At 48.5% G+C, this 23,281-nt stretch carries 20 protein-coding genes and 2 pseudogenes; 18 read left to right on the forward strand and 4 right to left on the reverse strand.

Going from position 1 to position 23,281, the window contains the following annotated elements:
• The first annotated feature begins 27 nt into the window (after positions 1-27).
• Positions 28-516 carry a single-stranded DNA-binding protein gene (gene ssb / locus AC0LWT_RS16215; RefSeq protein ID WP_474682306.1) on the forward strand — a complete coding sequence of 163 codons (489 nt, stop codon included), beginning with the start codon at positions 28-30 and terminating at the stop codon, positions 514-516.
• A gap of 21 nt (positions 517-537) precedes the next feature.
• Positions 538-822 (forward strand): 30S ribosomal protein S18, encoded by a 285-nt coding sequence (gene rpsR, locus AC0LWT_RS16220; RefSeq protein WP_188176009.1) that lies wholly within the window; start codon positions 538-540, stop codon positions 820-822.
• Positions 823-939: 117 nt separating this feature from the next.
• Here the strand turns inward: rpsR and AC0LWT_RS16225 are convergent, their stop codons facing one another.
• Positions 940-1,782, reverse strand: coding sequence for an aldo/keto reductase (locus AC0LWT_RS16225; RefSeq protein WP_474682307.1), 843 nt, complete (start codon positions 1,780-1,782; stop codon positions 940-942).
• Between the two features lie 20 nt (positions 1,783-1,802).
• Positions 1,803-3,032: an MFS transporter gene (locus AC0LWT_RS16230; protein WP_474682308.1), complete on the reverse strand. Its 1,230-nt coding sequence runs from the start codon at positions 3,030-3,032 to the stop codon at positions 1,803-1,805.
• Positions 3,033-3,170: 138 nt separating this feature from the next.
• Between AC0LWT_RS16230 and AC0LWT_RS16235 the strand changes: the two genes are divergently transcribed.
• From AC0LWT_RS16235 to AC0LWT_RS16275, 9 genes are all read left to right on the forward strand, one after another.
• Positions 3,171-3,533, forward strand: coding sequence for a winged helix-turn-helix transcriptional regulator (locus tag AC0LWT_RS16235; RefSeq protein ID WP_474682309.1), 363 nt, complete (start codon positions 3,171-3,173; stop codon positions 3,531-3,533).
• Positions 3,534-3,891: 358 nt separating this feature from the next.
• Complete coding sequence (locus AC0LWT_RS16240) at positions 3,892-5,685, forward strand: sensor histidine kinase (protein WP_474682310.1); 1,794 nt, start codon at positions 3,892-3,894, stop codon at positions 5,683-5,685.
• Positions 5,663-6,826, forward strand: coding sequence for a response regulator (locus AC0LWT_RS16245; RefSeq protein ID WP_474682311.1), 1,164 nt, complete (start codon positions 5,663-5,665; stop codon positions 6,824-6,826). Before AC0LWT_RS16240 ends, AC0LWT_RS16245 begins: the two co-directional genes overlap by 23 nt.
• A complete protein-coding gene (locus AC0LWT_RS16250) occupies positions 6,823-8,124 on the forward strand; it encodes an ABC transporter substrate-binding protein (RefSeq protein ID WP_474682312.1) in 1,302 nt (433 codons plus the stop codon). Before AC0LWT_RS16245 ends, AC0LWT_RS16250 begins: the two co-directional genes overlap by 4 nt.
• A 214-nt stretch (positions 8,125-8,338) precedes the next feature.
• Positions 8,339-9,664 carry an ABC transporter substrate-binding protein gene (locus tag AC0LWT_RS16255; protein WP_474682313.1) on the forward strand — a complete coding sequence of 442 codons (1,326 nt, stop codon included), beginning with the start codon at positions 8,339-8,341 and terminating at the stop codon, positions 9,662-9,664.
• Positions 9,665-9,750: 86 nt separating this feature from the next.
• The gene (locus tag AC0LWT_RS16260; protein WP_474682314.1) at positions 9,751-10,635 is read left to right on the forward strand and encodes a carbohydrate ABC transporter permease; all 885 of its coding nucleotides are present in this window, start codon (positions 9,751-9,753) and stop codon (positions 10,633-10,635) included.
• Positions 10,635-11,471, forward strand: a complete 837-nt coding sequence (locus tag AC0LWT_RS16265; protein ID WP_474682315.1) for a carbohydrate ABC transporter permease — start codon at positions 10,635-10,637, stop codon at positions 11,469-11,471. Before AC0LWT_RS16260 ends, AC0LWT_RS16265 begins: the two co-directional genes overlap by 1 nt.
• Before the next feature lie 247 nt (positions 11,472-11,718).
• Entirely contained in the window at positions 11,719-12,057 is a 339-nt protein-coding gene (locus AC0LWT_RS16270) for a cupin domain-containing protein (protein WP_474682316.1), read from the forward strand.
• Positions 12,058-12,341: 284 nt separating this feature from the next.
• Positions 12,342-13,214: a TIGR02452 family protein gene (locus tag AC0LWT_RS16275; RefSeq protein WP_474682317.1), complete on the forward strand. Its 873-nt coding sequence runs from the start codon at positions 12,342-12,344 to the stop codon at positions 13,212-13,214.
• A gap of 910 nt (positions 13,215-14,124) precedes the next feature.
• Here AC0LWT_RS16275 and AC0LWT_RS16280 read toward each other — a convergent pair.
• Together AC0LWT_RS16280 and AC0LWT_RS16285 are read right to left on the reverse strand one after the other, a co-directional pair.
• A pseudogene (locus AC0LWT_RS16280) lies at positions 14,125-15,107 on the reverse strand (FecCD family ABC transporter permease).
• 141 nt (positions 15,108-15,248) lie between these two features.
• Positions 15,249-15,683, reverse strand: a complete 435-nt coding sequence (locus AC0LWT_RS16285) for a MarR family winged helix-turn-helix transcriptional regulator (RefSeq protein WP_474682318.1) — start codon at positions 15,681-15,683, stop codon at positions 15,249-15,251.
• Between the two features lie 121 nt (positions 15,684-15,804).
• Here AC0LWT_RS16285 and AC0LWT_RS16290 point away from each other — a divergent pair, with 121 nt between their 5' ends.
• The 7 genes and pseudogenes from AC0LWT_RS16290 to AC0LWT_RS16320 all read left to right on the forward strand — a co-directional run bounded on the left by AC0LWT_RS16290 (position 15,805) and on the right by AC0LWT_RS16320 (position 23,269).
• On the forward strand, positions 15,805-16,392 hold the full coding sequence (locus tag AC0LWT_RS16290; RefSeq protein ID WP_474682319.1) for an NAD(P)H-dependent oxidoreductase: 588 nt from the start codon (positions 15,805-15,807) through the stop codon (positions 16,390-16,392).
• A gap of 278 nt (positions 16,393-16,670) precedes the next feature.
• Positions 16,671-16,751 (forward strand): annotated as a pseudogene (locus tag AC0LWT_RS16295) (MazG-like family protein); the annotation flags it as partial.
• A gap of 6 nt (positions 16,752-16,757) precedes the next feature.
• The gene (locus AC0LWT_RS16300; RefSeq protein ID WP_474682320.1) at positions 16,758-17,672 is read left to right on the forward strand and encodes a DUF2232 domain-containing protein; all 915 of its coding nucleotides are present in this window, start codon (positions 16,758-16,760) and stop codon (positions 17,670-17,672) included.
• Between the two features lie 18 nt (positions 17,673-17,690).
• Positions 17,691-19,652, forward strand: a complete 1,962-nt coding sequence (locus tag AC0LWT_RS16305; protein ID WP_474682321.1) for a DHH family phosphoesterase — start codon at positions 17,691-17,693, stop codon at positions 19,650-19,652.
• On the forward strand, positions 19,649-20,095 hold the full coding sequence (rplI, locus tag AC0LWT_RS16310; RefSeq protein WP_474682322.1) for a 50S ribosomal protein L9: 447 nt from the start codon (positions 19,649-19,651) through the stop codon (positions 20,093-20,095). Before AC0LWT_RS16305 ends, rplI begins: the two co-directional genes overlap by 4 nt.
• 50 nt (positions 20,096-20,145) lie before the next feature.
• Positions 20,146-21,513: a replicative DNA helicase gene (gene dnaB, locus AC0LWT_RS16315; RefSeq protein WP_474682323.1), complete on the forward strand. Its 1,368-nt coding sequence runs from the start codon at positions 20,146-20,148 to the stop codon at positions 21,511-21,513.
• A 469-nt stretch (positions 21,514-21,982) separates the two neighbouring features.
• Positions 21,983-23,269, forward strand: a complete 1,287-nt coding sequence (locus tag AC0LWT_RS16320) for an adenylosuccinate synthase (protein ID WP_474682324.1) — start codon at positions 21,983-21,985, stop codon at positions 23,267-23,269.
• Positions 23,270-23,281: the final 12 nt, after the last annotated feature.

The raw sequence follows: 23,281 nt of genomic DNA on the forward strand, positions 1-23,281 counted from the left end.
CAGTATTTTCGTCAGGGGGGATTGACCATGTTGAATCGTGTCATTCTAATCGGCAGGTTGACCAGAGATCCGGAGCTTCGCTATACTCCAGCCGGAGTAGCCGTTACCCAATTTACACTGGCTGTAGACCGCCCTTTCACGAATTCGCAGACGAGAGAGCGGGAAGCCGACTTTATCAATATCGTGACGTGGAGGCAGTTGGCCGAGACGTGCGCGAATTATTTGCGTAAAGGACGCCTTGCAGCAGTGGAGGGCCGTATTCAGATTCGCAACTACGACAACAACGAGGGCAAGAAAGTGTACGTAACCGAGGTTGTTGCCGATAACGTGCGGTTTCTGGAATCCAGCAACGCTGGCGGCGGCAATCGTGAAGAGGGTGCAGCAGGTCCGAATGCAGGCTTTAGTGGCGGCGGCGGTGGTGGCAGCAACCGGTACGGTGGGTCGCGCGAACAGCAGGATCCTTTTATCGATGACGGAAAGCCGATCGACATTTCCGATGATGATTTGCCATTCTAAAGTAGAAAGGACTGAAGACGAATGAGTTTCAAAAGAAACGATGGCGGTGAAGACCGCGGCGATCGCAAATTTGCTCCTCGCGGCAAAGGCGGTAAAGGCAAACGCCGTAAAGTTTGTTACTTCACAGTTAACAAAATCAAGCACATTGACTATAAAGATATCGAGACTCTCAAAAAGTTCATCTCCGAGCGTGGAAAAATTCTTCCTCGCCGTGTAACCGGTACTTCCGCGAAGTATCAACGCGCTTTGACGATCGCGATCAAACGTGCTCGTACAATCGCTTTGCTTCCTTACACAACGGAATAAGCTTACGACAAAAACAGCCGGGAAACCGGCTGTTTTTTTGTACAATGAGGCAGGCTGTGGAGAACGTTCTCCGCAGCCTGTTTTTTGTTCAAGGAATAGCGCCTTTTGGTCGGTTGACTAAAAATCAAAGTTGTCCGGGTCCGGACCCACCCGTGCATTTTGATTCAATCCATCGATGCGGTCCATATCTGCCTGGGCTAACTCGAAATCGAAAACAGCGGAATTTTCGATAATACGATGCTCTTTTGTAGATTTCGGTATGGTTATAACACCATGCTGCAAGTCCCAACGCAAAATGATTTGAGCAACCGATTTTTCATACTTTGCGGCGATCTCCATTAGCACCGGATTGTTTAACAGCCCGCCTTGCATCAGTGGAGACCAAGCCTCCAACTGAATACCTTGCTCCTTGCTGTAGCGGAGCAGCTCCTTTTGAGTCAAAAGAGGGTGATACTCAACCTGGTTCACCGCCGGTTTAATTTCGGCGCCGCTCATCAGGTCTTCAAGGTGATGGATTTGAAAATTGCTTACACCTATGGCTCTGACGCGTCCTTTCCGATACAGGTCCTCCAAGGCTCCCCATGCTTCTTTATATTTGCCTTTTACAGGCCAATGAATAAGGAATAGGTCGAGATAAGCCAAACCAAGCTTCTCCAAACTTGCTTCATAAGCTGCCAAGGTCGATTCGTACCCCAAATCGGCGTTCCATACTTTTGAAGTTACGAAGAGGCTATCTCTGGGGATATTTGTCTCTTGTAAGGCTGCGCGGATTCCTTCCCCGACGCTTCTTTCATTCTCGTAAATGGCGGCGGTATCGATACTGCGATAACCATGCTTGACGGCGGAAGTTACGGCTTGTACCAGTGCGGGCCCTTCGTCGACTTTAAACACGCCAAGGCCGAGCCAGGGCATTTTTACACCGTTGTATAACGTTACTGTATCCTCTAAATGTTTCGCCATAATAAGGAAGCCTCCTGTTCTTAACATGATTTCATTGAGCCGCTTTCGATTGATTGTCCGGGTGTTTCGCTCATGCTTTTCTTTTCCAAAACTCTGGCCCAGCCTGTAAGGAATACGGCTCCCAAAACCATCAATGCTCCTACCCACGTTGTGTGAATCAGTCCCATCGTATCCGTAACTTCACCGCCCAAGAAGGCCCCGATTGCAATACCCGCGTTGAAAGCGGCAATATTGACGGCAGAGGCCACATCTTTCGCCTTCGGCGCAAACCGTTCCGCCAGCAATACCACGTATATTTGCAGACCGGGTACATTCATAAATGCGAACATGCCCATCATGAAAATGGTGATTAAACCGGCAATTTTGAACGGCGCAGTAAACGCCAACAGGAAAAGCACAACGGACTGTATAACAAACATATAAAACAAAGCAGTTACAGGCTTGCTGTTGGCAGCCTTGCCTCCGATTACATTGCCGATGGCAATGGCTATTCCGTACAGAAAAAGGATGATGGCCGCCGTTTTTTCGCTAAAACCGGATACGTCGTGAAGTAGAGGGGATAAATAAGTAAAGACGACAAACGTACCACCATAACCGAGAGCAGTAATGGAGAAAGCGAGCAGCAATCGTCCGTTAGTGACAAGTTTGAGCTGGTCGCGAAGCGGCGTTTGCGTGCCTTTGCGCAAATTGGCAGAAATAAGAACCATGTTGGCTATGAAAGCCAGGATGCCGACTGCAGCAATGGCGATAAAAGCAGCCCGCCAACCCATTTGCTGGCCGATCAAGGTCCCCAAAGGCACTCCGGTAACCGTCGCAACTGTAAGACCGGAGAACATAGTAGATATAGCGCTGGCTCTGCGGTCTTCCGGCACGAGATCGGCTGCGATGGTGGAACCAATCGACATGAATACACCGTGCGCCAACGCCGAGATAACGCGCGCAGCCAGCAGTACAACGATTCCATTCGCAGCCGCGGCAAGGGCATTGCCGGCGATGAAAACAACCATAATCCACAACAGCAATGATTTGCGCGGGACGCCGGCGGTCAAAGACGTTAAAACGGGTGCCCCAAAAGTTACTCCCAAAGCATATAAAGTAACGGTTAACCCGCTTGTTGTAATAGATATGTTCAGGTCCTCAGCAATAAGAGGCAGCAGCCCTACACTGATAAACTCGGTTGTACCAATCGCAAAAGCGCTAACGGCTAACGCCAACAGTGCCAAGGTGCTCCGCTTTTCCTCTAGTACCATTCCTTCCACTCCTACTGGTATTGTAAAATCCGGCCGGTAAATGTTATTATCAATGATTAGGATGAAAATGAATAGTACGTACTTTAAAGTAATATAGGTACCTACAAGTACCTGTAGAACAATTGGAGGCAAAAATCAGTGACAAATAAAAAATTCAACATATCAGTAGAAGCAACACTGGAAGTGATTGGCGGAAAATGGAAATGCGTTATTCTATGCCATTTAACTCACGGAAAAAAAAGGACGAGCGATTTGAAACGACTTATGCCCGCGATCACTCAAAAAATGCTGACACAGCAATTGAGAGAACTGGAGGAGGACGGTATCGTGAATCGAATTAGCTACAATCAGGTCCCTCCAAAAGTGGAATATGAGCTCAGCGAATACGGGTGGGGCTTGAAACCGATATTGGATTCTTTATGCGCTTGGGGAGAACAGCATATTATTAAAGAGTACGGAGATAAGTTTACTGTCTTGGAAGATAACGTGTTAAACCACTAGCCAGCGGACATAGCTGCAAAGATAAGGGCAATATGATTTAAGGCGATCTCATCAAGAAAATCGATTGCCATGCCAAATTCTTCTCTCTTAGGCATCGCCAAATCTCTTTATAGAGATATACTTCCAATAGATTCACATCCTCTATCTGCTTATCCCCGTATGATCAATTTACGACCTTTTTTCTATCAATTAGAGACGTTTTTCTTGAGGGTCATACTCTTTTATAATTATGAGATTGAATGGAACATTGGTGTTGAGTAGCATCTCGGTCACGAGGTGCTTTCTTGGCTTTGGAATCAATCGACAATAACATTTCCCCTCGCAATCATTTACAATAACAAGAGAAGGAGGGGGCATAATGAAAATGAAGAGTATACACAGCCGCCTATTATTATTGCTTGTGGCATTTATCATTGTCCCCTACTTTATTTCAGTCATTCTAATTTATTGGCAAACCAAAGCGAATGTCGAAAAGTTGGAATTGAATAACAGCAGGGTGCAATTGCAAAAAACGAGCGAAGATTTGATGAATTATGTTCAAGATATGGTCGATCTACCTTTAATTTTATATAGGAATCCCGATTTGTTCCGAGTGTTTGAAAGAGGTTTCGAGGATTCGATTTATTCCAATCAGTTTGAAATTGACAAGGGCATGAAGACGTTCTACCTGATGCGCAAAGAAATCCGTCAGGTGCGCGTGTATATCGCCAAGGGTGGAGATTCCTTTACGGTATACGATGCCATGGTAAGCGTTCGTAAGCAGATGCCGGAGATCATCGAAAAGCCTTTCATTCAAGCACTTTTAAATTCGAAGAACACTTATTTGATTGAACGGCCTCATCAAATCGAAAATTATAATCGAGTCCCCAATATACCGCAATCGGACAAAACCATGGTGCTTACCTTTCATCATAAGATCGTGGATGTGTTGGATAATCGCTTCCTTGGTCTGGTCACGGTGGATATCGATTTGGAACAGATTTCCCGAATTTGCAATCGCTTTATTCGAGAAGGAAATGAGTCCATAATGCTTACGGATGCGGAAGGTAATGTTGTTTACTCCTCCAACTCTGAGTGGATAGGGAAACCGCTTGCTTCTATTCAGAATTTAGAAGATGGTAAAAAGACAGGCGACATTCAATTCTCGGAAAAGCTCTCGGGGATATTGGATGGATGGAGCTTGGTCAAGACTTCGACCAGCGACTATTTGTTCAGCGGAGTTCGAAAAACCGCCTATATCAACATTGTTGTGGGTATTGGCGTCGTCATTCTCGGCTTACTCATGATCAATATCATTTCGTACAAGGTGACACGTCCGATAACGCTGCTTAGCCGCAAAGTACGGAAAATAGAAGGCGAGCATCTGCATATTCAATTTGATGATACGAGAGAAGATGAGATCGGACATCTGGAGAAGCATATTAAGGATATGATGAGCCGAATCAATCTTCATATCGAACGGGAATATCGCTTGGAACTTGAGAATAGAACGAATCAATTTCGTGCGCTCAAATCCCAAATCAATCCTCATTTTTTGAATAATGCCTTGCAGTCCGTTGGAGCGGTTGCTGTTCGTTCCGGCTCTCCGGAAGTGTACAAGCTTATCACCTCTTTGTCAAAAATGATGAGATACACGATCCGTCCGGATAATTGGGCAACCATACGCAGTGAAGTTGATTATGTAAATGCGTATTTAAATCTTCAGAAGGAACGCTTCCGTACAACGTTTAATTGCAACATCGATATAGAGGAGTCGGTCATGGATGTTTCGGTTCCTGCTATGATCCTGCAGCCATTGGTGGAAAACTATTTTAAGCATTGCTTTGAGGAAGGTTGGCACGAAACAACACTCGGCATCCGCGGCAGAGCGGACGGAGATCAAATGGTCATTGAGGTCGAGAACGATGGTCCCGGCTTATCAGTGGATGGGCTGGAAGCGCTTAGATGCAAAATTGTTCATTCGGACTATGAAAGCCGATCTTCCCATGATCATATCGGTTTGAAAAACATACATGAACGGCTAGTTCTCAATTACGGATTTGATGCAGGTCTCGAAATATATTCGGAGGGCGCCCGCGGCTTTAAAGTACGTTTGGTCATTCCCCGAAAAACCAAGGAGGAAGAAGAAATTGAACATCTTGCTCGTGGATGATGAAGCTAACGTTCGGGACATTATTCGCTATTTCGGGAGATGGGAAGAGCTCGGTATTAGGGATATAAGCGAAGCTGCTAACGGAGAAGAAGCAAAAGCATTAATCGCTCAACTGCCGCCAGAGATTTTAATTACCGACATTAAAATGCCGAAGGTTGACGGCATCAAGTTGTTGGAATGGTTGACTGAAATCGAATATTTGGGGAAAGTCATTATTCTCACTGGTCATGATGACTATGTTTACATGCGGAAAGCGATCCATTATGGCACATACGATTATCTAATGAAACCGGTTGAACCCGAAGCACTCAACACTGTTCTGGCGGGTGCGATCCAGGCTTGGAAAAACGAAAGTGAGATACGGGGTGACAAAGCGTCAGGGATCTACGATGAGGTAAAAAGAGAACGCTTAAACCGTAATTTTACCTCTGCATGCGAAGGCCAGCCTTTTGACCGGGACGAACTTGAGGCCAGCATTCCACAAGCGGAAGCTTATGATTTGACCTTATTGTATTTTTACCAGGCCCATCACCCGGACCGTTACATTAAGCTTCTATCGGATAATTTGATGGAACGCGGGTGGGGCAACGTCTTCTCCGTTCCGTCTGATCGCCATATCAGCGTAATGATTAGCACAAGAGGAAAACTCCAAGAAATCGAAAAATTAATAACGAATCTCTTTGACATTCCTGTACGTCTTGCCAGCGGATATGGGTTTAGTCAGCTGGAGGACTTGGCCTATTCGTTTGAAGAGGCAAAAAGAGCTTTTCAGTTCAATGATTTTAGAACGATACATCAGCTAAGCGAATCTGACGACAGCAGAAGAATGCAGGATATGATCGCTTATGTGAACAATCATTTCACCGAGGAAGTAGGACTTGACGTTCTGGCCCGGCGCTTTTTTCTTAGCCGCGAGCACATTTCCCGTCGGTTCAAGCAAGAAAGGGGAATGACTCTTTCTGATTATCTGATCCATTTAAGAGTGGAACAGGCGAAAAAATGGCTTTGCGAGACGGATGAGAACATGTTCTCCATTTCTACCAAGCTGGGTTATCAAGATCAAAAATACTTCTCGAAACTATTTAAGCGCATGGTAGGAGTAACTCCGATGGAGTATCGGAAGGGAGGATATAAGGCATGATCCGAAAGGGGCATGTTGTAATGTTATTGTTGGTAACCTTGCTATCCATTATGCTTACTTCTTGCATTAGTAGGAAAGATCCCTATGAAGATATTGAAGGAAGCAAATTACAAACATCCGGGAGAGATAAAGACATTGAACTCGAGATATTGAACCCCAAAGTGGAAATATCCTCTCAGTTGGAGCAAATGGTAAAAGAATTCATGAAGGAAAATCCGCATGTTCGAATGAAATTGCGAACGGTTGGAGGAGGGTCGGATGATCGAGCTGACCTGCGAGCCAGTTTTGCAGCCGGCAAAGGCCCTGACATTTTTGCTAACGGAGGTTATAGCGAGGCAAGGCTTTATAGAGCATATTTGGAGGATTTATCCGACCAACCCTGGGTTCAGAGTGCTAAGGCAGGCACATTGATGCCAATAACGATAGATGGTAAAATTTTCGGCATGCCCTTTAACATCGAAGGATACGGGTTCATATACAACAAGGGTTTATTTGCAAAAGCAGGGATCGAGAGATTGCCGAAGACCCTGTCCGAATTAACGGAAACGGTAAAAAAACTAAATTCAGCCGGGATCAAGCCGTTTGCTAATGCTTATGCGGAGAGATGGGTATTGGGTGTTCACCTGCTTAATATTGCATTCGCTCATCAGAAAGATCCTGATGCTTTTATTCAATCGCTGTATCAGAGTTCGCAAAGTATTGAGGGGAATCCGGTATTCCTCGATTTAATAAAACTGTTGGACTTAACTATTAAATATGGAGACGATAAACCACTGACAATCGACTACAATACGCAAATAACTGAATTCGCACAGGGGAAAGCTGCGATGATCCAACAGGGGAACTGGATTCAACCGATATTGGATCAAATCACGCCCGAGATGAATGTCGGCATCCTTCCCATCCCGATTAATGATGATCCGGGTAATGACGTTCTTGCAATTTCTGTTCCGAATTATTGGGTCATTAACAAGCAAAGTTCCAACGAAAAGAAAGAAGCGGCTAAAAGATTTTTAAACTGGATGGTCTCATCCGATACCGGAAAATATTACTTTGCCAAGCTTAAATTTATCCCGGCATTCGAAAATATCCCTTCCAATAACTTAGGACCACTGGCGGATGATATTCTTACTTATATGGGTAAAAATAGAACGTTAACATGGAATTGGTTTAAGTATCCGGCCGGCACTCAGGATGAATTCGGAGTTGCCATGCAAGCTTATGTCGGCAAGCAGCTGACTAAGGATCAATTGTTGCAAGAATTTCAAAAATCCTGGGTGAAGGCGATGAGGAAATAATCAAAAGTGCTCTGACCGTAGCATTCGGTCAGAGTTTTTTTATCAAGTTACGACTATTTTTCCGATCAATCCACGACGTTTTCTGAAATTAGGTCCCCTCCTATAATGAAGAAGCAGGGGATGTGAGCGCTCTCAACTCAAAGTGAAAGCATTTACACGCCGTTGCTGGCGCCAGAATTAGTCAAGTACAACAAACAACTTGGAGGGGTTTAGATTGAGAAAAACGTTAGTGTCTAGTCTTGCGGTATTACTTGCTGTCACGCTTGCGGCTTGCGGAGGAACAAAAACCAATCATTCTGCAACTGATTCACCGGCCGCGACGAAGAACAATACCACATCCGATTCAAAAGAAGAAAAAGTGACGGTCATCATGACGAACGGCAAGGGTGAAATCGCTTCTCAATGGGAGCAAGCGGCGAAAGACTTCATGGCAGCGAATCCGAACATAACTGTCAAAGCTTACTCGCAAGCAGTAGGTGACTCGCTCAGTGTGTTGGATAAACTGACGACGTCAGGCGAAGTCGTAACGATCGCTATGATGGGGCCTGACCAATTACTGGGCAAACACAAGGACTTTGGCATCGATCTGACGAACGAGAAATGGAGCGGGGAAACAAGCTATGGAATTAAAGACGAAAGTGGAAAAGTGGTTGGCTTTCCGTTCGCTATCGAAGGATTCGGTCTCGTCTATAACAAGAAAGTTGTTGAGAAAGCAGTAGGCGGTTCTTTCGATCCGTTCTCCATCAACACGCGGGACAAATTGAAGGACCTGTTGGATAAGATTAAAGCTTCCGGGGTCAAATACCCGGTAGCTTATCAAACGGAAGCCTGGTCTGTCGGTAATCACTACAGCTCCCAATTCCTGAACCAGGCAGCCGATCCGAACTCCGTCGTAGCACAATTGAAAGAGGGGAAGCTGGATCTGGCAAGCAATGCGGTTTGGAACGGTTATTACGACACGATGGATTTATTGATATCGAAAGAGTACAACAAATACGGAGATCGCCCTTTGGACAAGGTCTATGATGACTCGCATTTATCGGTAGGGAAAGGCGAGGCAGCCATCCTGTTCAATGGAAACTGGGCATTCGATTCGTTGAAGGCAACTGCCGGAGATTCTTTTGGATTCCTGCCGGTTCCAGTCGACAACAATCCTGACAATCCGTTAAACAATAAAATCCAAGCCGGCCCGACTCAAAGCCTGGTCATCAATAAAAAAGCGACTCCGGCCCAGCAGGAAGCGGCCAAAAAGTTTCTGAACTGGATCGTATACGATAAAGCAGGGCAAGACTTCGTGGTAAACAAATCTCAGATTATTTCCGCCTTCAAGAACAACCCGAATAAGGTGACCAATCCGCTTGGCTCGGCAATTGCGGATGCAATCAGACAAGGCAAAACATTGTCGTTCACCAACAACTATATCAACGGGGATGACTACTCCAAACTTATTGGACCGGAAGTTCAAAAGTATATCGTCAAAAAAGAAAGCCGCGCAGATCTTGTTAAGTTTATTCAAAACTACTACACAAGCAAGAAATAATCGAACACTTGAATGTTGATCAAATGGGTGAGGATCACGCTCACCCATTTGATCGTTAATTACATTTTGGGATGTGAAGAGAGCTTATGATGAAAGAAAAAAGTGCAATCAAACGATTCGGCAACCAGATATTTTTCACAGGCCCCACGATGATTGCGTTTTCCATTGCGTTATTGATTCCATTCGCTTATGGATTTTACCTCACCTTGATGCACATGGCGACTCCGGTAAGTCCTATGCAGTTTTCCGGAATCGATAATTACGTATTAGCCTTCAAAGATTCCCGGTTCTGGGCATCGCTGTGGCTCACTCTTAAGTTCGTAGCGGCAACGATCGTTTTTGTCAATGTGGCTGGGTTTGCTCTTGCCTATCTGGTTACTTCCGGAGTAAGAGGCCAAAATTTCTTTAGAACTTCGATCTTCACGCCGAACCTGATCGGAGGGTTGGTATTAGGGTACATCTGGAAATTCATCTTTGTTCAGTCGTTACCTATTATTGGGGAAAAATGGGGTATCGGGTTATTGCATTCAGGCTGGCTAGGCGATGAACATTTGGCTTTCTGGGCATTGGTTATTGTAACCATCTGGCAATCGGCCGGATACATGATGATAATTTTTATTGCAGGGTTAATCAGCGTACCGAAAGATATTATTGAAGCGTCCACGATAGATGGCGCTAATGCTTGGCAGCGATTAGTGAAAATGACTTTGCCGATGATGGTCCCTTCCTTCGTTGTTACTGTATTCCTGACATTGAAAAGCGCCTTTATGGTTTACGATATCAACTTCTCTTTAACGGAAGGCGGGCCTTTCAACAGCACGATGATGGTTTCCATGCAGGTCGTGCAAAAAGCGTTTATGGAAACTAATTACGGAGTTGGACAAGCGGAAGCGATTATTCTCTTTGTTGTTGTAACCGTTGTGACAGGGTTGCAGGTTTATTTCAGCAAGAAAATGGAGGTTGAGGCATAATGAACACTCGCAGAATCACTTCCATAACCTTGACTTATTTATTTCTGATCATAGCGTTTGTAGCCTTTGTTTTCCCCTTTTTTCTCGTTATCGTGAATTCGTTCAAAAATAATGGAGAGATTCTGGAAAATCCTTTTTCCTTACCGAATAGCTTGAATTTTGCTCATTTTGGCGAAGTCATCGAGAAAATGAATTTCCTGGTCTCATTTAAAAACACTTTATGGATTACAGCAGCAAGCGTTATTTTTATATTAATATTTTCAGCGATGGCGGCTTATTACATGGTGAGAAATGCTTCTAAATTCAATCAAACTTTGTTTGCGATAATGGTTGCTTCTATGATCATTCCGTTCCAATCCATCATGATTCCGCTGATGTATATCTATGGGGCCAAATTGAAGCTGATCCAAATGGCGCCGACAACCTTATTGATCATTTTGTACATCGGATTTGGTAGCGCGTTATCGGTATTCATTTATCATGGATTTATGAAGTCGATTCCCCTCGAATTGGAAGAAGCTTCATTCATCGACGGCTGCTCCCGCAGAAAAACGTTCTTCAAAGTCGTCCTGCCCATGCTCGCTCCGACTTCCATGACCATTGCCATATTGAATGTTTTATGGATCTGGAATGATTATTTGCTGCCGTCTCTCATTTTAACGGATGAAGAGCATTTTACGATGCCAGTCAAAATGAAGGTCTTTAACGGAACTTACATGAACAACTGGGAACTTCTGATTCCCGCAGTCCTGCTCACTATCTTGCCCATTCTGATTGCTTATTTGTTCGGACAACGGTATATCATCAAGGGAGTTATGCAAGGAGCGATCAAATAATATGATACATCCAACAAAGGTCGAAAAAGCAACTCGATCGAACAAGGAAGGGAAAGGACAGGAACCAATCAGGATACCAATCTAAAGCAGGTACAATGTCTGGCTATCAGCATAGATAGCATTACGTTTTATAAATGGTCGTTCAATCCGGTGATCGACAAGGCGCCTTGACTTTTATACTCTGCAGACGATGGAAGACGGTCACGGTATAGTCGGAGTTTTAATTTGATAAAAGGGAGCGATTGGAATGAAAGTAAACAAAGCCAATGCGGACCACTACATCTGGGGAGAAGCTTGCGATGGATGGTTCCTGGAGCAGGGTGCGGAACGCACCATTATTCAGGAGCGGATGCCGGCAGGAACAAGCGAAAAGAAGCATGTGCATCACAAGGCTAAACAATTCTTTTTCATGCTCAGTGGCGAAGCGGTGATGTGGATAGATGGGCAGGAGATAAAGCTGCAGAAGCATGACGGCTGCACGATAAACCCCGGTACGCCGCATCAAATCCGAAATGATTCACATGTGGATAACGAATTTATTGTGATATCCACACCTTCAACCAAAGGCGATCGTATGGAACTGTAGAGGTTTCTGGTTTCATCTCCAGAAGTTCCTATAAGGGTTGACTAAACCGGGCGTGGAATGCAGCAAGATAAATAGCTCTCTTAAAAGCTCGAGAAATCGGGCTTTTTTCGTTTCCACGTATTGACAGGGAAATTGAATGATATATAATAACGATTAGATATTAACAAAAAGATAATAACACATTGGAGATAACAGGTTGTAAGGATGACAGGCATCGTCCCTCAAAGCTTTATCGCTTTAACCCTAGTTGGGAGAACAATTAACTAAGTGAGGGTGGATTGAACATGGAAAAATTATACCGGACAGACAATAATAGAGAAATTAGATCGCAAATCGCCAAAGCAACGTTAGACATATTAGATAAAGGCTTCTATCTTGACGCAGATGAGAACAAAATCTCAATCAAACAAGAAGTAGAGGCAGCCATTCGAAACTCGAAGCTATATTCGCCTGACGGATTGCAGGAAATTAGGCAAGGGGCGGCATTAAGAATAGAACATGAACGGAGAGCACTTCCAAAGATCGAAGTGACGGATGAATCCACTTTAGCCGCCGCGAAGAGACTCGTGCAGATGGAAGGAATGCAAAACACGTTGTGTCTTAATTTTGCTTCCGCGAAGAACCCTGGCGGGGGGTTCCTCGGAGGTAGTCAAGCTCAGGAAGAAAGTCTGGCGCGATCCTCCGCATTGTACCCCTGCATCTCACAAATGGATGAGATGTACAGCTATAACCGGAATCTGAAAACGTGTCTCTATTCGGATTATATGGTTTATTCCCCTAATGTTCCCGTATTCCGAAACGACGATGGAAAACTGCTGAGTAGCCCTTATCTTGTTTCTATGATTACAGCACCGGCAGTTAATGCTGGAGTTGTGCGGGAGCGGGAACCGCAGCAAGTGAAAATGATCGAACCCATCATGCTGGAGAGAATACGGTATATCCTTTCTGTGGCGGCCAACCATAGAGAGAAAGCACTAATCCTAGGAGCTTTCGGATGCGGCGTTTTTAAAAATAACCCTAGCGATGTTGCCGGAATGTTTAAGCATGTACTGGTCGATGAAGGTTATGGGACATTATTTGATCATATTGTTTTTGCGGTTTTGGATAAGTCCAATGAAAAGAGAACCTTTAACCTATTCAAGAGAGAGATTTTATGAATTTGATTCGTAATAATTTGATTCTTGGAACAATCGGGGGTTGTTCCAGATCGGTTGCCGCAGCGATAGGTCACGTACTTCAGCTTGCTCCTGCAGTTGAACAATTGCGCGATTAACGCCGGAACGCCGCATCAAATCCGAAATGATTCACATGTGGATAACGAATTTATTGTTATATCCACACCTTTAACCAAAGGCGATCGTATGGAACTGTAGAGGTTTTCGTTTTGAAAACACGATCTTTTCGGAGGTGGGGGATATGACAGTTGTCAAAATCGATGTAAGACTTAGTTCCTAAACGAGCCGCTGGAAGAATTCCCAGACGTTGGAACAGGACATCGGAGAAGCGATTACATATATTGGAGAAGCGCATCTCTATAAACGTATAGAAAACTTGCAGAATCAGATTGTTGATAGAGCAACGGGTAGAGGAACTGGAGAGGGCGCACCCCAACCGCACCTCCTTTGCACGGGTTGGGGAGCTGAAGCGGGGGCGCAAGGCAGACTAATAGGGGAAAACCTGCGAAAGTGCAGGTTTTTTCCCTGGAAATGGTTCATTTTGATGAAAAGCCTGCGATAGTGCAGGAATTTTTGATGATAATGAACCTGAGCTCATGTTCGTGGCGAAAAGCCTGTACAATTGCAGGAATTTTTCGTTGCTAGCACATTAACGAGCAAAAAGATGTATTTTTGCAGGTTTTTTCGAGCAACCAGGCAGATTGTGCGACTAAGTCTGGTGCGTGGGTTTCTGGGCAGGCTTCGGAGAACGTTCCGCAGCCTGCTTTTGCAAAGAATAGCGCGTTTTTTTGGTCGCGATTGACTGCAAATCAAAGTGTCGGGCCCGGACGCCGCCCGTGTCCATATCGCTAAGCCGCACCATGCGCTGATATCCCGGAGCGCGGTGCGGCTTTTATGCCGTGCGCCGCTTTCGTTCCCTGCGCAGCAGGTAGATGAAGTAAGGGGTGCCGATGATCGCGGTCATGATGCCTACGGGAACTTCCTGCGGGATGATGATTATCCGGCCGAGACAATCGCCCAGCAGCATGAGATCCGCCCCGATCGCCGCGGCGAGCGGAAGGAGCCATTGATTGCGGCTTCCGACGAGGCTCCGTGCCATATGCGGAGCGAGGAGGCCGACGAACCCGATGGCTCCGACCGCCGACACGGAGACGCCGGCCAGCGTCACCGCGAGCAAGATCAGCCCAAAGCGCTCGCGCACTATTCGCAAGCCGAGAGAGGCGCCGATCTCGTCGCCGAGTTGGAACACGTTCAGCTTGGCGAAGTTTCCCCAAGCAAGAGCAAGCAGTACCGCCGCAGCCGGCAGAAGGTACTGCACCTGACCCCACCCGCGGCTCCACAAGCTGCCCGACAGCCACAGCAGCGCCATGTTGACGTTGGTCGGATTCGTCACGATCAAATATTGCGTGCCCGCCTGAAACAGAGCGCCGATGGCAACGCCGTCAGGGCAAGGGCGGACGCCGACAGCGACAGCCTGCGGCTCAATGCCAGCAGCGCGAAGAAGGTGGCGACAGCCCCGGCAAACGCGGCAAGCGGAAGCACGTACACGGGCGACTTCGGGAACAGGAAGATGACGGCCGCCGCAGCGAATCCGGCTCCCTTCGTAATGCCGATAACATCGGGGCTGGCCAGCGGATTGCGGATCAGGCTTTGCAGGATGGCCCCGGCCACGGCGAGTCCGAAGCCTGCCAAAATGCCGACGATCACCCTGGGCAGTCGAATCTCGTGAACGATGAAATAGGACGGGCTGGAGCTGTCCAGCAGGCCGCTTCCCACATCGCGCAATGGTACGGGGACAGCTCCGACGCTGATGGAGATCAGGGCCAGACCGAGCATCGCCAGGCAAGCCAGGAGGAGGATGACAGCTTTTTTCACTTCCTGGCACCCCCTTGCCGGCGGGACAAATAAATAAAGAACGGCGCGCCAATCGCCGATGTCACAATGCCTACGGGCGATCATGGCGGTTGCAGTCCTTTCTTCAGCCGTAAAGCCCGGTCTCTTCATGCGGCGCAGTGATTACTTGCTATGAAACACTTTGGCATGCAGCACATCCAGAGCACGCTCGATTTCGTTCAGCTCTTCTTCGGAATAATCCTTAATCCGCTGCCAAAAACGGGCTTCTATCCGTTGAAAAGCTTGGCCCATCAGGGCCTCGCCTTCTTCGGAAAGGCGGATATATTGCTTGCGCCGGTCTTCGGCATCGGCAAATTTTTCGCACAGATGCTTTTCGCTCAATTTTTTCAGCTCGCGGCTCGTATTCGGCATGGACATTTGCATGCAATCGCTGATTTGACTGAGCGTAACGGGCTGGCTGACCGCTATATATTCGAGAATACTATACTGAACGGGGGTAATGGCGTCGGATTTAACATCTTTTGTCATCTCATATGTCACTTGATGAACGGCTGTCGTAAAAGCTACGAATTTATGAAAAAAAGCTTTTTGGTCCACAGGGATCACCTCTTACTTGACACGATAACAAAATAATTATCAAAAAACAATTATCATTTGACAACTAAAAAACAAGTATGCTACGATTTACTTATCAAATGATAACTAAAGAGGTGGTTCGATGAAAACGCTCGTTATTTATACGCATCCTAATCATCAAAGCCTGAACTATGCATTTTTGCAAAAAGTCATTCAGGGGAGCAGCGAGAATCCTAATATAGAAGAAGTAAAAGTGCTGGATTTATATGAGGAGGGATTTAACCCGGTGCTTGTTTTCAACGAGCACAAACGCAGAAGGGATATGCACGCCGACCCCAATCTGGCCAAGTACCGGGAACAAATCATTTGGGCCGACAAAATTGTATTTGTGTATCCGATCTGGTGGGGGCGGCCTCCCGCGATGCTGCTCGGGTACATCGATCAAATGTTCGCTTCGGGCTTCGCCTACAAAGAGAAGGGCGGGCTTTTGCCGGAGGGGCTTTTGAAAGGGAAGTCGGTCGTGTGCATTTCCACGATGCAAGGGCCCGCCCATTATCCGTTGTTCTGGTTAAATAACGCTCACAAAGTATTAATGAAGAAGGCTCTGTTTCAATACGTGGGTATGAAGAACGTGAAGTTTTTCGAGTTTGGAAGTATGGAAAGTCCGAAAGGAAAGCATGCTGAGAAATTAAATAAAATTTATCGCTATTTCAAGGCGGTAGCCAGATAAAAGAAGCCTGCGAATGTTCTCCGCGCGGTTTTGACAAAACCGCCATTGATGCGAATCGTTTGCCCGGTCATCGACCGGGCTTTTCCGTCGTTGACTGCGGCTCATAGTCCGCTTTTTAGTTAGAAATTCATCAGCCGGGGGCGAATGTGGTAGGATATGAAGGAGAAGAATGTTCCGAGGGGAGAGAGCTCCGACCCGCTGTGACCGGATGGTCCGGGGGATTTTCTGTACTTGCCGCAATTTGTGATATAATGGAGTACATCATAGAAAAAATGTAAAAGCATCGGCAAGAGGGTCACCAGCTTGAAGATTGGTATGGGGACATCTCATCCTTGGAAGAACATTTACGTAAGAGGTGATCCCGGTTGGGAAAGCGAAGTTGGCAGGGTCTGCTATGGAGTGCGGTAACAGTCCTGTTCCTGTTGTCATTAATGACTCCTTTTATTATTTTTACGATTAGTTTTCTTATGATTCCCGTCGTGATGCTGTACGTGAAATTAAGCACCAGGCAGTTCGTTCTCGCGTATGCGGCAAGTTTGCTCGTCGTGTATTTGCTATCCGGCTGGCATGGGCTGTTTCTCATATCGGTATCCCTGTTCTTCCTGCCGCCGGTCCTAGTCATGGGCAGCTTGTACAAGCGCAAAGCGGCGGCGCGAACGGTGCTGACGGCGGGGACGGTCACGCTGCTGGCCGAAGGGCTTTTGAGCCTGGTCATCACTTACGCCTTCGGGATGAATCCCATTGCCAAGTTCAAGCAAATGATGGCCGAATATGTGACTACCATGCCGCCGGCTTTCCGGGGAATGCTCCCCAAAGACCAGGATTGGTACGTCAATCTGATGGTTCAGGTGATCCCGCTTGATTTGATTTTGTTTGCTTTGTTTTATGCATTTTTGACGCACGGTTTGAGCCGGCTGCTGCTGAACAAAACGGGAGAGGCGATTCCGGGGCTGCGCCCGCTGCGGGAGAGAATGCTGCCGAGATCGTTCGTATGGATCTACCTGCTTGCTTTTGTGATGGATTTGTTCGTGAGTCCGACTTCGAACTCGCTTATCGCCACGTTGCTGATGAATTTGCTGCCGCTTCTCGTGCTGGCGTTCGCCCTGCAGGCGCTGGGTTTTTTATTTTTCATCGCGCACGTAAAAAAATGGAGGTTTTTCACGCCGATCGCGGTCATTGTGCTGGTTTGTTTCATGTCTCCGCTTTTATTTGTATATAGCTTATTAGGGGTATTTGATGTTGCGTTTCCAATCCGAGAACAGTTTAAGAAAAATTTATAGGATTAGGAGATAGGACGAATGCCGAAATTCCTTTTAAAGCGGTGGCATGGTCTTCACATCGTATGGATTTTCGTTCTGCTGCTGGTGCTGACTACGATCGTATTTGCGTATCAGTGGATGCTGGGCGTCGTTTCGTTCATCGTCTGCGGCGTGCTGGCTTACTTTACGCTGCAAGCGGAAACGGCGTTTCGCAGAGACTTGAACGCTTATGTCGGAACGATTACGTACCGGGTGAAGAAAGCCGGCAACGAAGTCATGGGCGGCCTTCCGATAGGCGTCATTTTATATAATGAAGACAAGCGCATCGAATGGCACAATTCTTTTGTGGCGAAAATGCTGGACCAGGAATCCGTTATCGGAGAGTCGATATTCGAGCTGTTCCCGGATTTGAAGAACAGGAAGGACAAAAGCGACAGGATCGAACTGACGGTAGGGAAGAACGTTTATCAAGTGCTGATTCGTCCGGAGGAGCGGCTGCTCTTTTGGCGCGAAATTACCGAACATGCCAACCTTGTCAAAAAATACGAGGACGAGAAAATCGCCATCGGGATCGTCATGCTGGACAATCTGGATGAAGCGACGCAAGGCATGGACGACCAGACGCGAAGCATCATGCTTGCCAAGGTCACCGGCGAAATTACGGAATGGGCGCAAAAAAGCAGCCTGTATCTGCGTCGTACCGCCTCCGACCGTTTTCTGATTCTTATGGATCAAAGAGGGCTGCGCAATCTGGAGCAGACGCGTTTTGAGATTTTGGACGATGTTCGGGATTTGACTATCGAGAACAAGCTGCCGCTTACGCTGAGCATGGGGATTGCCTCCGGCGCGGAGCACTTGATCGAACTCGGCCAAATGGCGCAGATGAGCCTGGACATGTCGCTCGGCCGCGGCGGAGATCAGGTTACGGTCAAAATGGGACAGCGCCTGTCCTTCTACGGTGGCCGGACGAACGCCGTCGAGAAGCGGACCCGCGTGCGGGCTAGGGTCATTTCCCATGCGCTTCGCGATTTGATGAAAGAAAGCGATAAAGTGATTATTATGGGGCACCGCTTTCCCGACATGGATTCGATCGGCGCGGCCGTAGGGGTGCTCAAGGCGGTTCAGGTTATCGGCAAGGAAGGCTATATCGTGCTGGAAGGCAACAATCCGTCGATCCAACGGCTGATGGAAACGATCTCCGCGGACGAGCGTCTGAACCGCTGGTTCATTACGCCGGAGCAGGCGATGCAGATCACGACGCATCGCACGCTGGCCGTAGTGGTGGACACGCACAAGGCATCGATGGTTGCCGAGCCGAAGCTGCTGCAGCTGACCCACAGGGTCGTGGTCGTCGATCACCACCGCCGCAGCGAGGAGTTCATTCAAGATGCGACGCTCGTGTATATGGAGCCGTACGCTTCCTCCACCTGCGAGCTGGTGACGGAGCTGCTGCAATACATTCACGACAAACTGACGATGGAAGTGCTTGAGGCTACCGTACTGCTGGCGGGGATCGTCGTCGATACGAAAAGCTTCAGCCTGCGCACCGGGGCGAGAACGTTCGAGGCGGCTTCGTATTTGCGCCGGAATGGAGCCGATTCCGGCCTGATTCAACAGCTGCTCAAGGAAGACCTCGATTCGTACATCGATAAAGCGGAGATCATCAAGCATACGGAAATTATTTACGAGCATATCGCTTTGGCGATCGCCGAGCCCAAACGTAAATATTCTCAGTTGATGATTGCGCAGGTTGCTGATACATTGTTGAATATGACGAATATTATGGCTTCCTTCGTTATCAGCGAGCGGCCGGACGGTCTCATCGGCATCAGCGCGCGGTCGCTGGGCCAGATGAACGTCCAGGTCGTGATGGAGCGGCTCGGCGGGGGCGGGCATTTGACGAATGCCGCGACCCAGATCGAGTGCACCTTGGAGGAAGCGACGAAACGGCTCAAGCAAGTACTTCATGATATGGAAGAAGAGGAGGGACTTTTCGAATGAAGGTCGTATTGTTGAAAGACGTGAAAGGTCAAGGAAAAAAAGGTGAGATCAAGGAAGTTTCGGAAGGATACGCAAATAACTTCTTGATTGCCCAAGGATTGGCGGCGCCGGCTACGCAAGGCGCGGTCAAGCAGCTGGACAATCAGAAAAAAGCGGAGCAGCGCCGCAAGGATCAGGAAAAAGCGGACGCGCAGGAGCTTGGCGCGAAGCTGGACGAAATGACGGTGCAAATCAAGGCGAAAGCCGGCGAGGGCGGACGCCTGTTCGGCGCGATTACAAGCAAGCAAATCGCAGAGGCGCTCGAAAAGCATAAAATCGCCATCGACAAGCGCAAAATCGTGCTTGACGATCCGATTCGGACACTGGGCGTTACGAAAGTTCCCGTAAAGCTGCACAGCGAAGTAACCGCTACGCTGAGCGTACAGGTAACGGAAGAGCAGTAAGCGGTCAAGCAGCACCTGAGAGCGTTAAACCATAAGGAGATGTGAGTGCCATGAGCATGGGCGGGGAAAATATGTTTATGGATCGTGTGCCTCCACAAAATATAGAAGCCGAGCAGGCCGTGCTCGGCGCTATTTTGCTTAACGGCGATGCGCTGATTACCGCCATGGAGCGGGTAACGAGCGACGATTTCTACCGCGGCGCGCATCAGCGGATTTTTGAGGCGATCGTCGAGATCGCCGAGGATCAGGAGCCCGTCGACCTGATCACGCTGACTGCGCGGCTGCAGGACAAGCAGCAGCTCGAAGAAGTCGGCGGCGTGACGTACCTCTCCGAGCTCGCGAATGCGGTGCCGACGGCGGCGAACGTCGACTACTACGCGGCCATCGTCGAGGAGAAGTCGATGCTTCGCCGCCTCATCCGCGCGGCCACCCAGATCGTCTCGAACGGCTACGCCAATTCGGAGGACGTGGGGGCCCTGCTCAGCGAGGCGGAGGCGCGCATCCTCGAGATCTCGCAGCGCCGCACTTCCAGCGGCTTCGTCTCGATTCGCGACGTGCTCATGGAAGTGTTCGAGCGAGTCGAGCATCTCTACTCGAACAAGGGCGGATCCACGGGAATCCCTTCGGGCTTCGTGGATCTGGACAAAATGACGTCCGGCTTCCAGCGCTCGGACCTCATTATCCTGGCCGCCCGGCCTTCGGTCGGTAAAACCGCGTTCGCGCTGAACGTCGCGCAGAACGTCGGCGTCCGGGCGAAGGAAACCGTCGCCATCTTCTCGCTGGAGATGGGCGCGGCCCAGCTCGTGCAGCGGATGATCTGCGCGGAGGCCAACGTCGACGCGAACCGCATGCGCACGGGCTTTCTCGAAGGCGACGACTGGGAGAAGCTGACGATGGCGATCGGTTCGCTGTCGGAAGCGAACATTTTCATCGACGATACGCCGTCGATCACCGTCGCCGATATCCGCGCGAAGTGCCGCCGCCTGCAGCAGGAGAAGGGGCTCGGGATGATCCTGATCGACTACCTGCAGCTCATTGCCGGCCGCGGCAAGGGCGACAACCGTCAGCAGGAAGTTTCCGAGATCTCCCGTACGCTAAAGCAGATCGCGCGTGAGCTGAACGTGCCGGTCATCGCGCTCTCGCAGCTCAGCCGGGGCGTCGAGCAGCGGCAGGACAAGCGCCCGATGATGTCCGACCTTCGGGAATCGGGCTCCATCGAGCAGGACGCCGATATCGTAGCGTTCCTGTACCGGGACGATTACTATGACAAGGAATCCGAGAAGAAAAACATCATCGAAATCATCATCGCCAAGCAGCGTAACGGTCCTGTCGGAACGGTGGAGCTGGCGTTTCTCAAGCAATTTAATAAATTCGTAAATATGGATCGGACTCATCAAGAGGTGGCGGCCGGACATTAATTATTTTTGCCGCAGCATAGAGGTTAACTTCATAGATTTTGCAAATATCCGAACAATTATACAGGGCCCTGTGTAATTGTTCGTTTTTCATTGACTTTGCTTAGGGGGACTGCTACACTTAAGACGTTGAAAAAACCTTTATCGTCAATCTGCGGAAATCGGGCAGGCATTGGCTGGAGGTCTTTTCCGACTTTTCGGGGTTCCCCCCATACACATCAGGAATGTTCAAGGTCCCACTTCGTTGTGTGGGGTTATTGACATGCCGGGAGACAGGTTCCTCGAAGAGGCAGCCCGCGTTGTCTGCGCGGATCGGACGAAGTCGCGGTCTTGCGTGGGAGAATGCTGCATCGCCAGGCGGAAAGTTGCAATGGCGCTTTAGCGCTTTAATGAAGTCCAACTTTCCTGCGGGGCACAAAAAGCCTTAGCGGCTCATTATGGGTGACTTGTCACCGTACGGAGGTAAGTGCATATGTCAACGGTTGTTGTTGTCGGTACACAATGGGGAGATGAAGGTAAAGGGAAGATCACGGATTTTTTGGCGGAGTCGGCAGAGGTTGTTGCCCGTTATCAAGGCGGTAACAACGCAGGCCATACGATCCTGATCGGCGGCAAGAAGTATAAGCTGACCATGATTCCTTCCGGTATTTTTTACCAAAATAAAGCTTGTGTGATCGGCAACGGAATGGTTATTAATCCCGCCGCGCTTATTGAAGAAATCAATTATATTCACGATAACGGCTTTACTACGACAAATCTCAAAATCAGTGACCGCGCGCATGTCATTATGCCGTATCATATTGTTCTGGACGGTTTGGAAGAAGACCGCAAAGGCGACAGTAAAATCGGAACGACCCGCAAAGGGATCGGTCCTTGCTATATGGATAAAGCAGCCCGCAACGGCATCCGCATCGCCGACCTGATGGACGCGGAGGAGTTCGAGACGAAGCTTCGCCGCATTGTGGCCGAGAAGAACGTGCTCATCGAGCAGGTGTACGGCTCCAAAGGTCTGGATGTGGAACCGATTCTTAAAGAATACTTGGAATACGCCGAATTTATTCGCAAATATGTGACGGATACTTCGGTCGTATTGAACGAATATATCGATCAAGGCCGCCGAGTGCTGTTCGAAGGCGCGCAAGGCGTTATGCTGGATATCGACCAGGGCACTTACCCGTACGTGACTTCGTCCAATCCGACGGCAGGCGGCGTCTGCATCGGCTCGGGCGTAGGCCCGACGAAGATTCACAACATTATCGGCGTTGCCAAAGCGTATACGACCCGTGTCGGCGACGGTCCGTTTCCGACGGAATTGAACAACGAGATCGGGGACTGGATTCGTGAAAAAGGCTTTGAGTACGGAACGGTCACAGGCCGTCCGCGCCGCGTCGGCTGGTTCGACAGCGTTGTCGTGCGCCACGCAAGACGCGTGAGCGGCATCACGGGCTTGTCCTTGAACTCGATCGACGTGCTGACAGGGCTGGAAACGGTCAAGATTTGCACAGGCTACATGTACCGCGGCCAGTTGATCGAGCATTATCCGTCGAGCCTCAAGGCGATTTCGGAGTGCGAGGCTGTGTACGAGGAGCTTCCGGGCTGGACGGAAGATGTTTCGAATGCCCGTTCGCTAAGCGACCTGCCTGAAAATGCAAGACATTACGTAGAGCGCGTGTCCCAGTTGACCGGCATTCCGATCGCGATTTTCTCGGTTGGCCGTAACCGTGAGCAAACGAATCTGGTTCGCCCGATTTACTCCTAAAAACGCAAGCAA

The organism is Paenibacillus sp. sgz302164 (assembly GCF_056120505.1).

Bases quoted from the DNA above. Each gene is read 5' to 3' on its own strand.
- dnaB (WP_474682323.1), top strand. From the start codon at position 20,146: ATGAGCATGGGCGGGGAAAATATGTTTATGGATCGTGTGCCTCCACAA.
- rpsR (WP_188176009.1), top strand. From the start codon at position 538: ATGAGTTTCAAAAGAAACGATGGCGGTGAAGACCGCGGCGATCGCAAA.
- AC0LWT_RS16305 (WP_474682321.1), top strand. From the start codon at position 17,691: ATGCCGAAATTCCTTTTAAAGCGGTGGCATGGTCTTCACATCGTATGG.
- AC0LWT_RS16240 (WP_474682310.1), top strand. From the start codon at position 3,892: ATGAAAATGAAGAGTATACACAGCCGCCTATTATTATTGCTTGTGGCA.
- ssb (WP_474682306.1), top strand. From the start codon at position 28: ATGTTGAATCGTGTCATTCTAATCGGCAGGTTGACCAGAGATCCGGAG.
- AC0LWT_RS16225 (WP_474682307.1), bottom strand. From the start codon at position 1,782: ATGGCGAAACATTTAGAGGATACAGTAACGTTATACAACGGTGTAAAA.
- AC0LWT_RS16320 (WP_474682324.1), top strand. From the start codon at position 21,983: ATGTCAACGGTTGTTGTTGTCGGTACACAATGGGGAGATGAAGGTAAA.
- AC0LWT_RS16290 (WP_474682319.1), top strand. From the start codon at position 15,805: ATGAAAACGCTCGTTATTTATACGCATCCTAATCATCAAAGCCTGAAC.
- AC0LWT_RS16230 (WP_474682308.1), bottom strand. From the start codon at position 3,032: ATGGTACTAGAGGAAAAGCGGAGCACCTTGGCACTGTTGGCGTTAGCC.
- AC0LWT_RS16270 (WP_474682316.1), top strand. From the start codon at position 11,719: ATGAAAGTAAACAAAGCCAATGCGGACCACTACATCTGGGGAGAAGCT.
- AC0LWT_RS16260 (WP_474682314.1), top strand. From the start codon at position 9,751: ATGATGAAAGAAAAAAGTGCAATCAAACGATTCGGCAACCAGATATTT.
- rplI (WP_474682322.1), top strand. From the start codon at position 19,649: ATGAAGGTCGTATTGTTGAAAGACGTGAAAGGTCAAGGAAAAAAAGGT.
- AC0LWT_RS16275 (WP_474682317.1), top strand. From the start codon at position 12,342: ATGGAAAAATTATACCGGACAGACAATAATAGAGAAATTAGATCGCAA.
- AC0LWT_RS16250 (WP_474682312.1), top strand. From the start codon at position 6,823: ATGATCCGAAAGGGGCATGTTGTAATGTTATTGTTGGTAACCTTGCTA.
- AC0LWT_RS16265 (WP_474682315.1), top strand. From the start codon at position 10,635: ATGAACACTCGCAGAATCACTTCCATAACCTTGACTTATTTATTTCTG.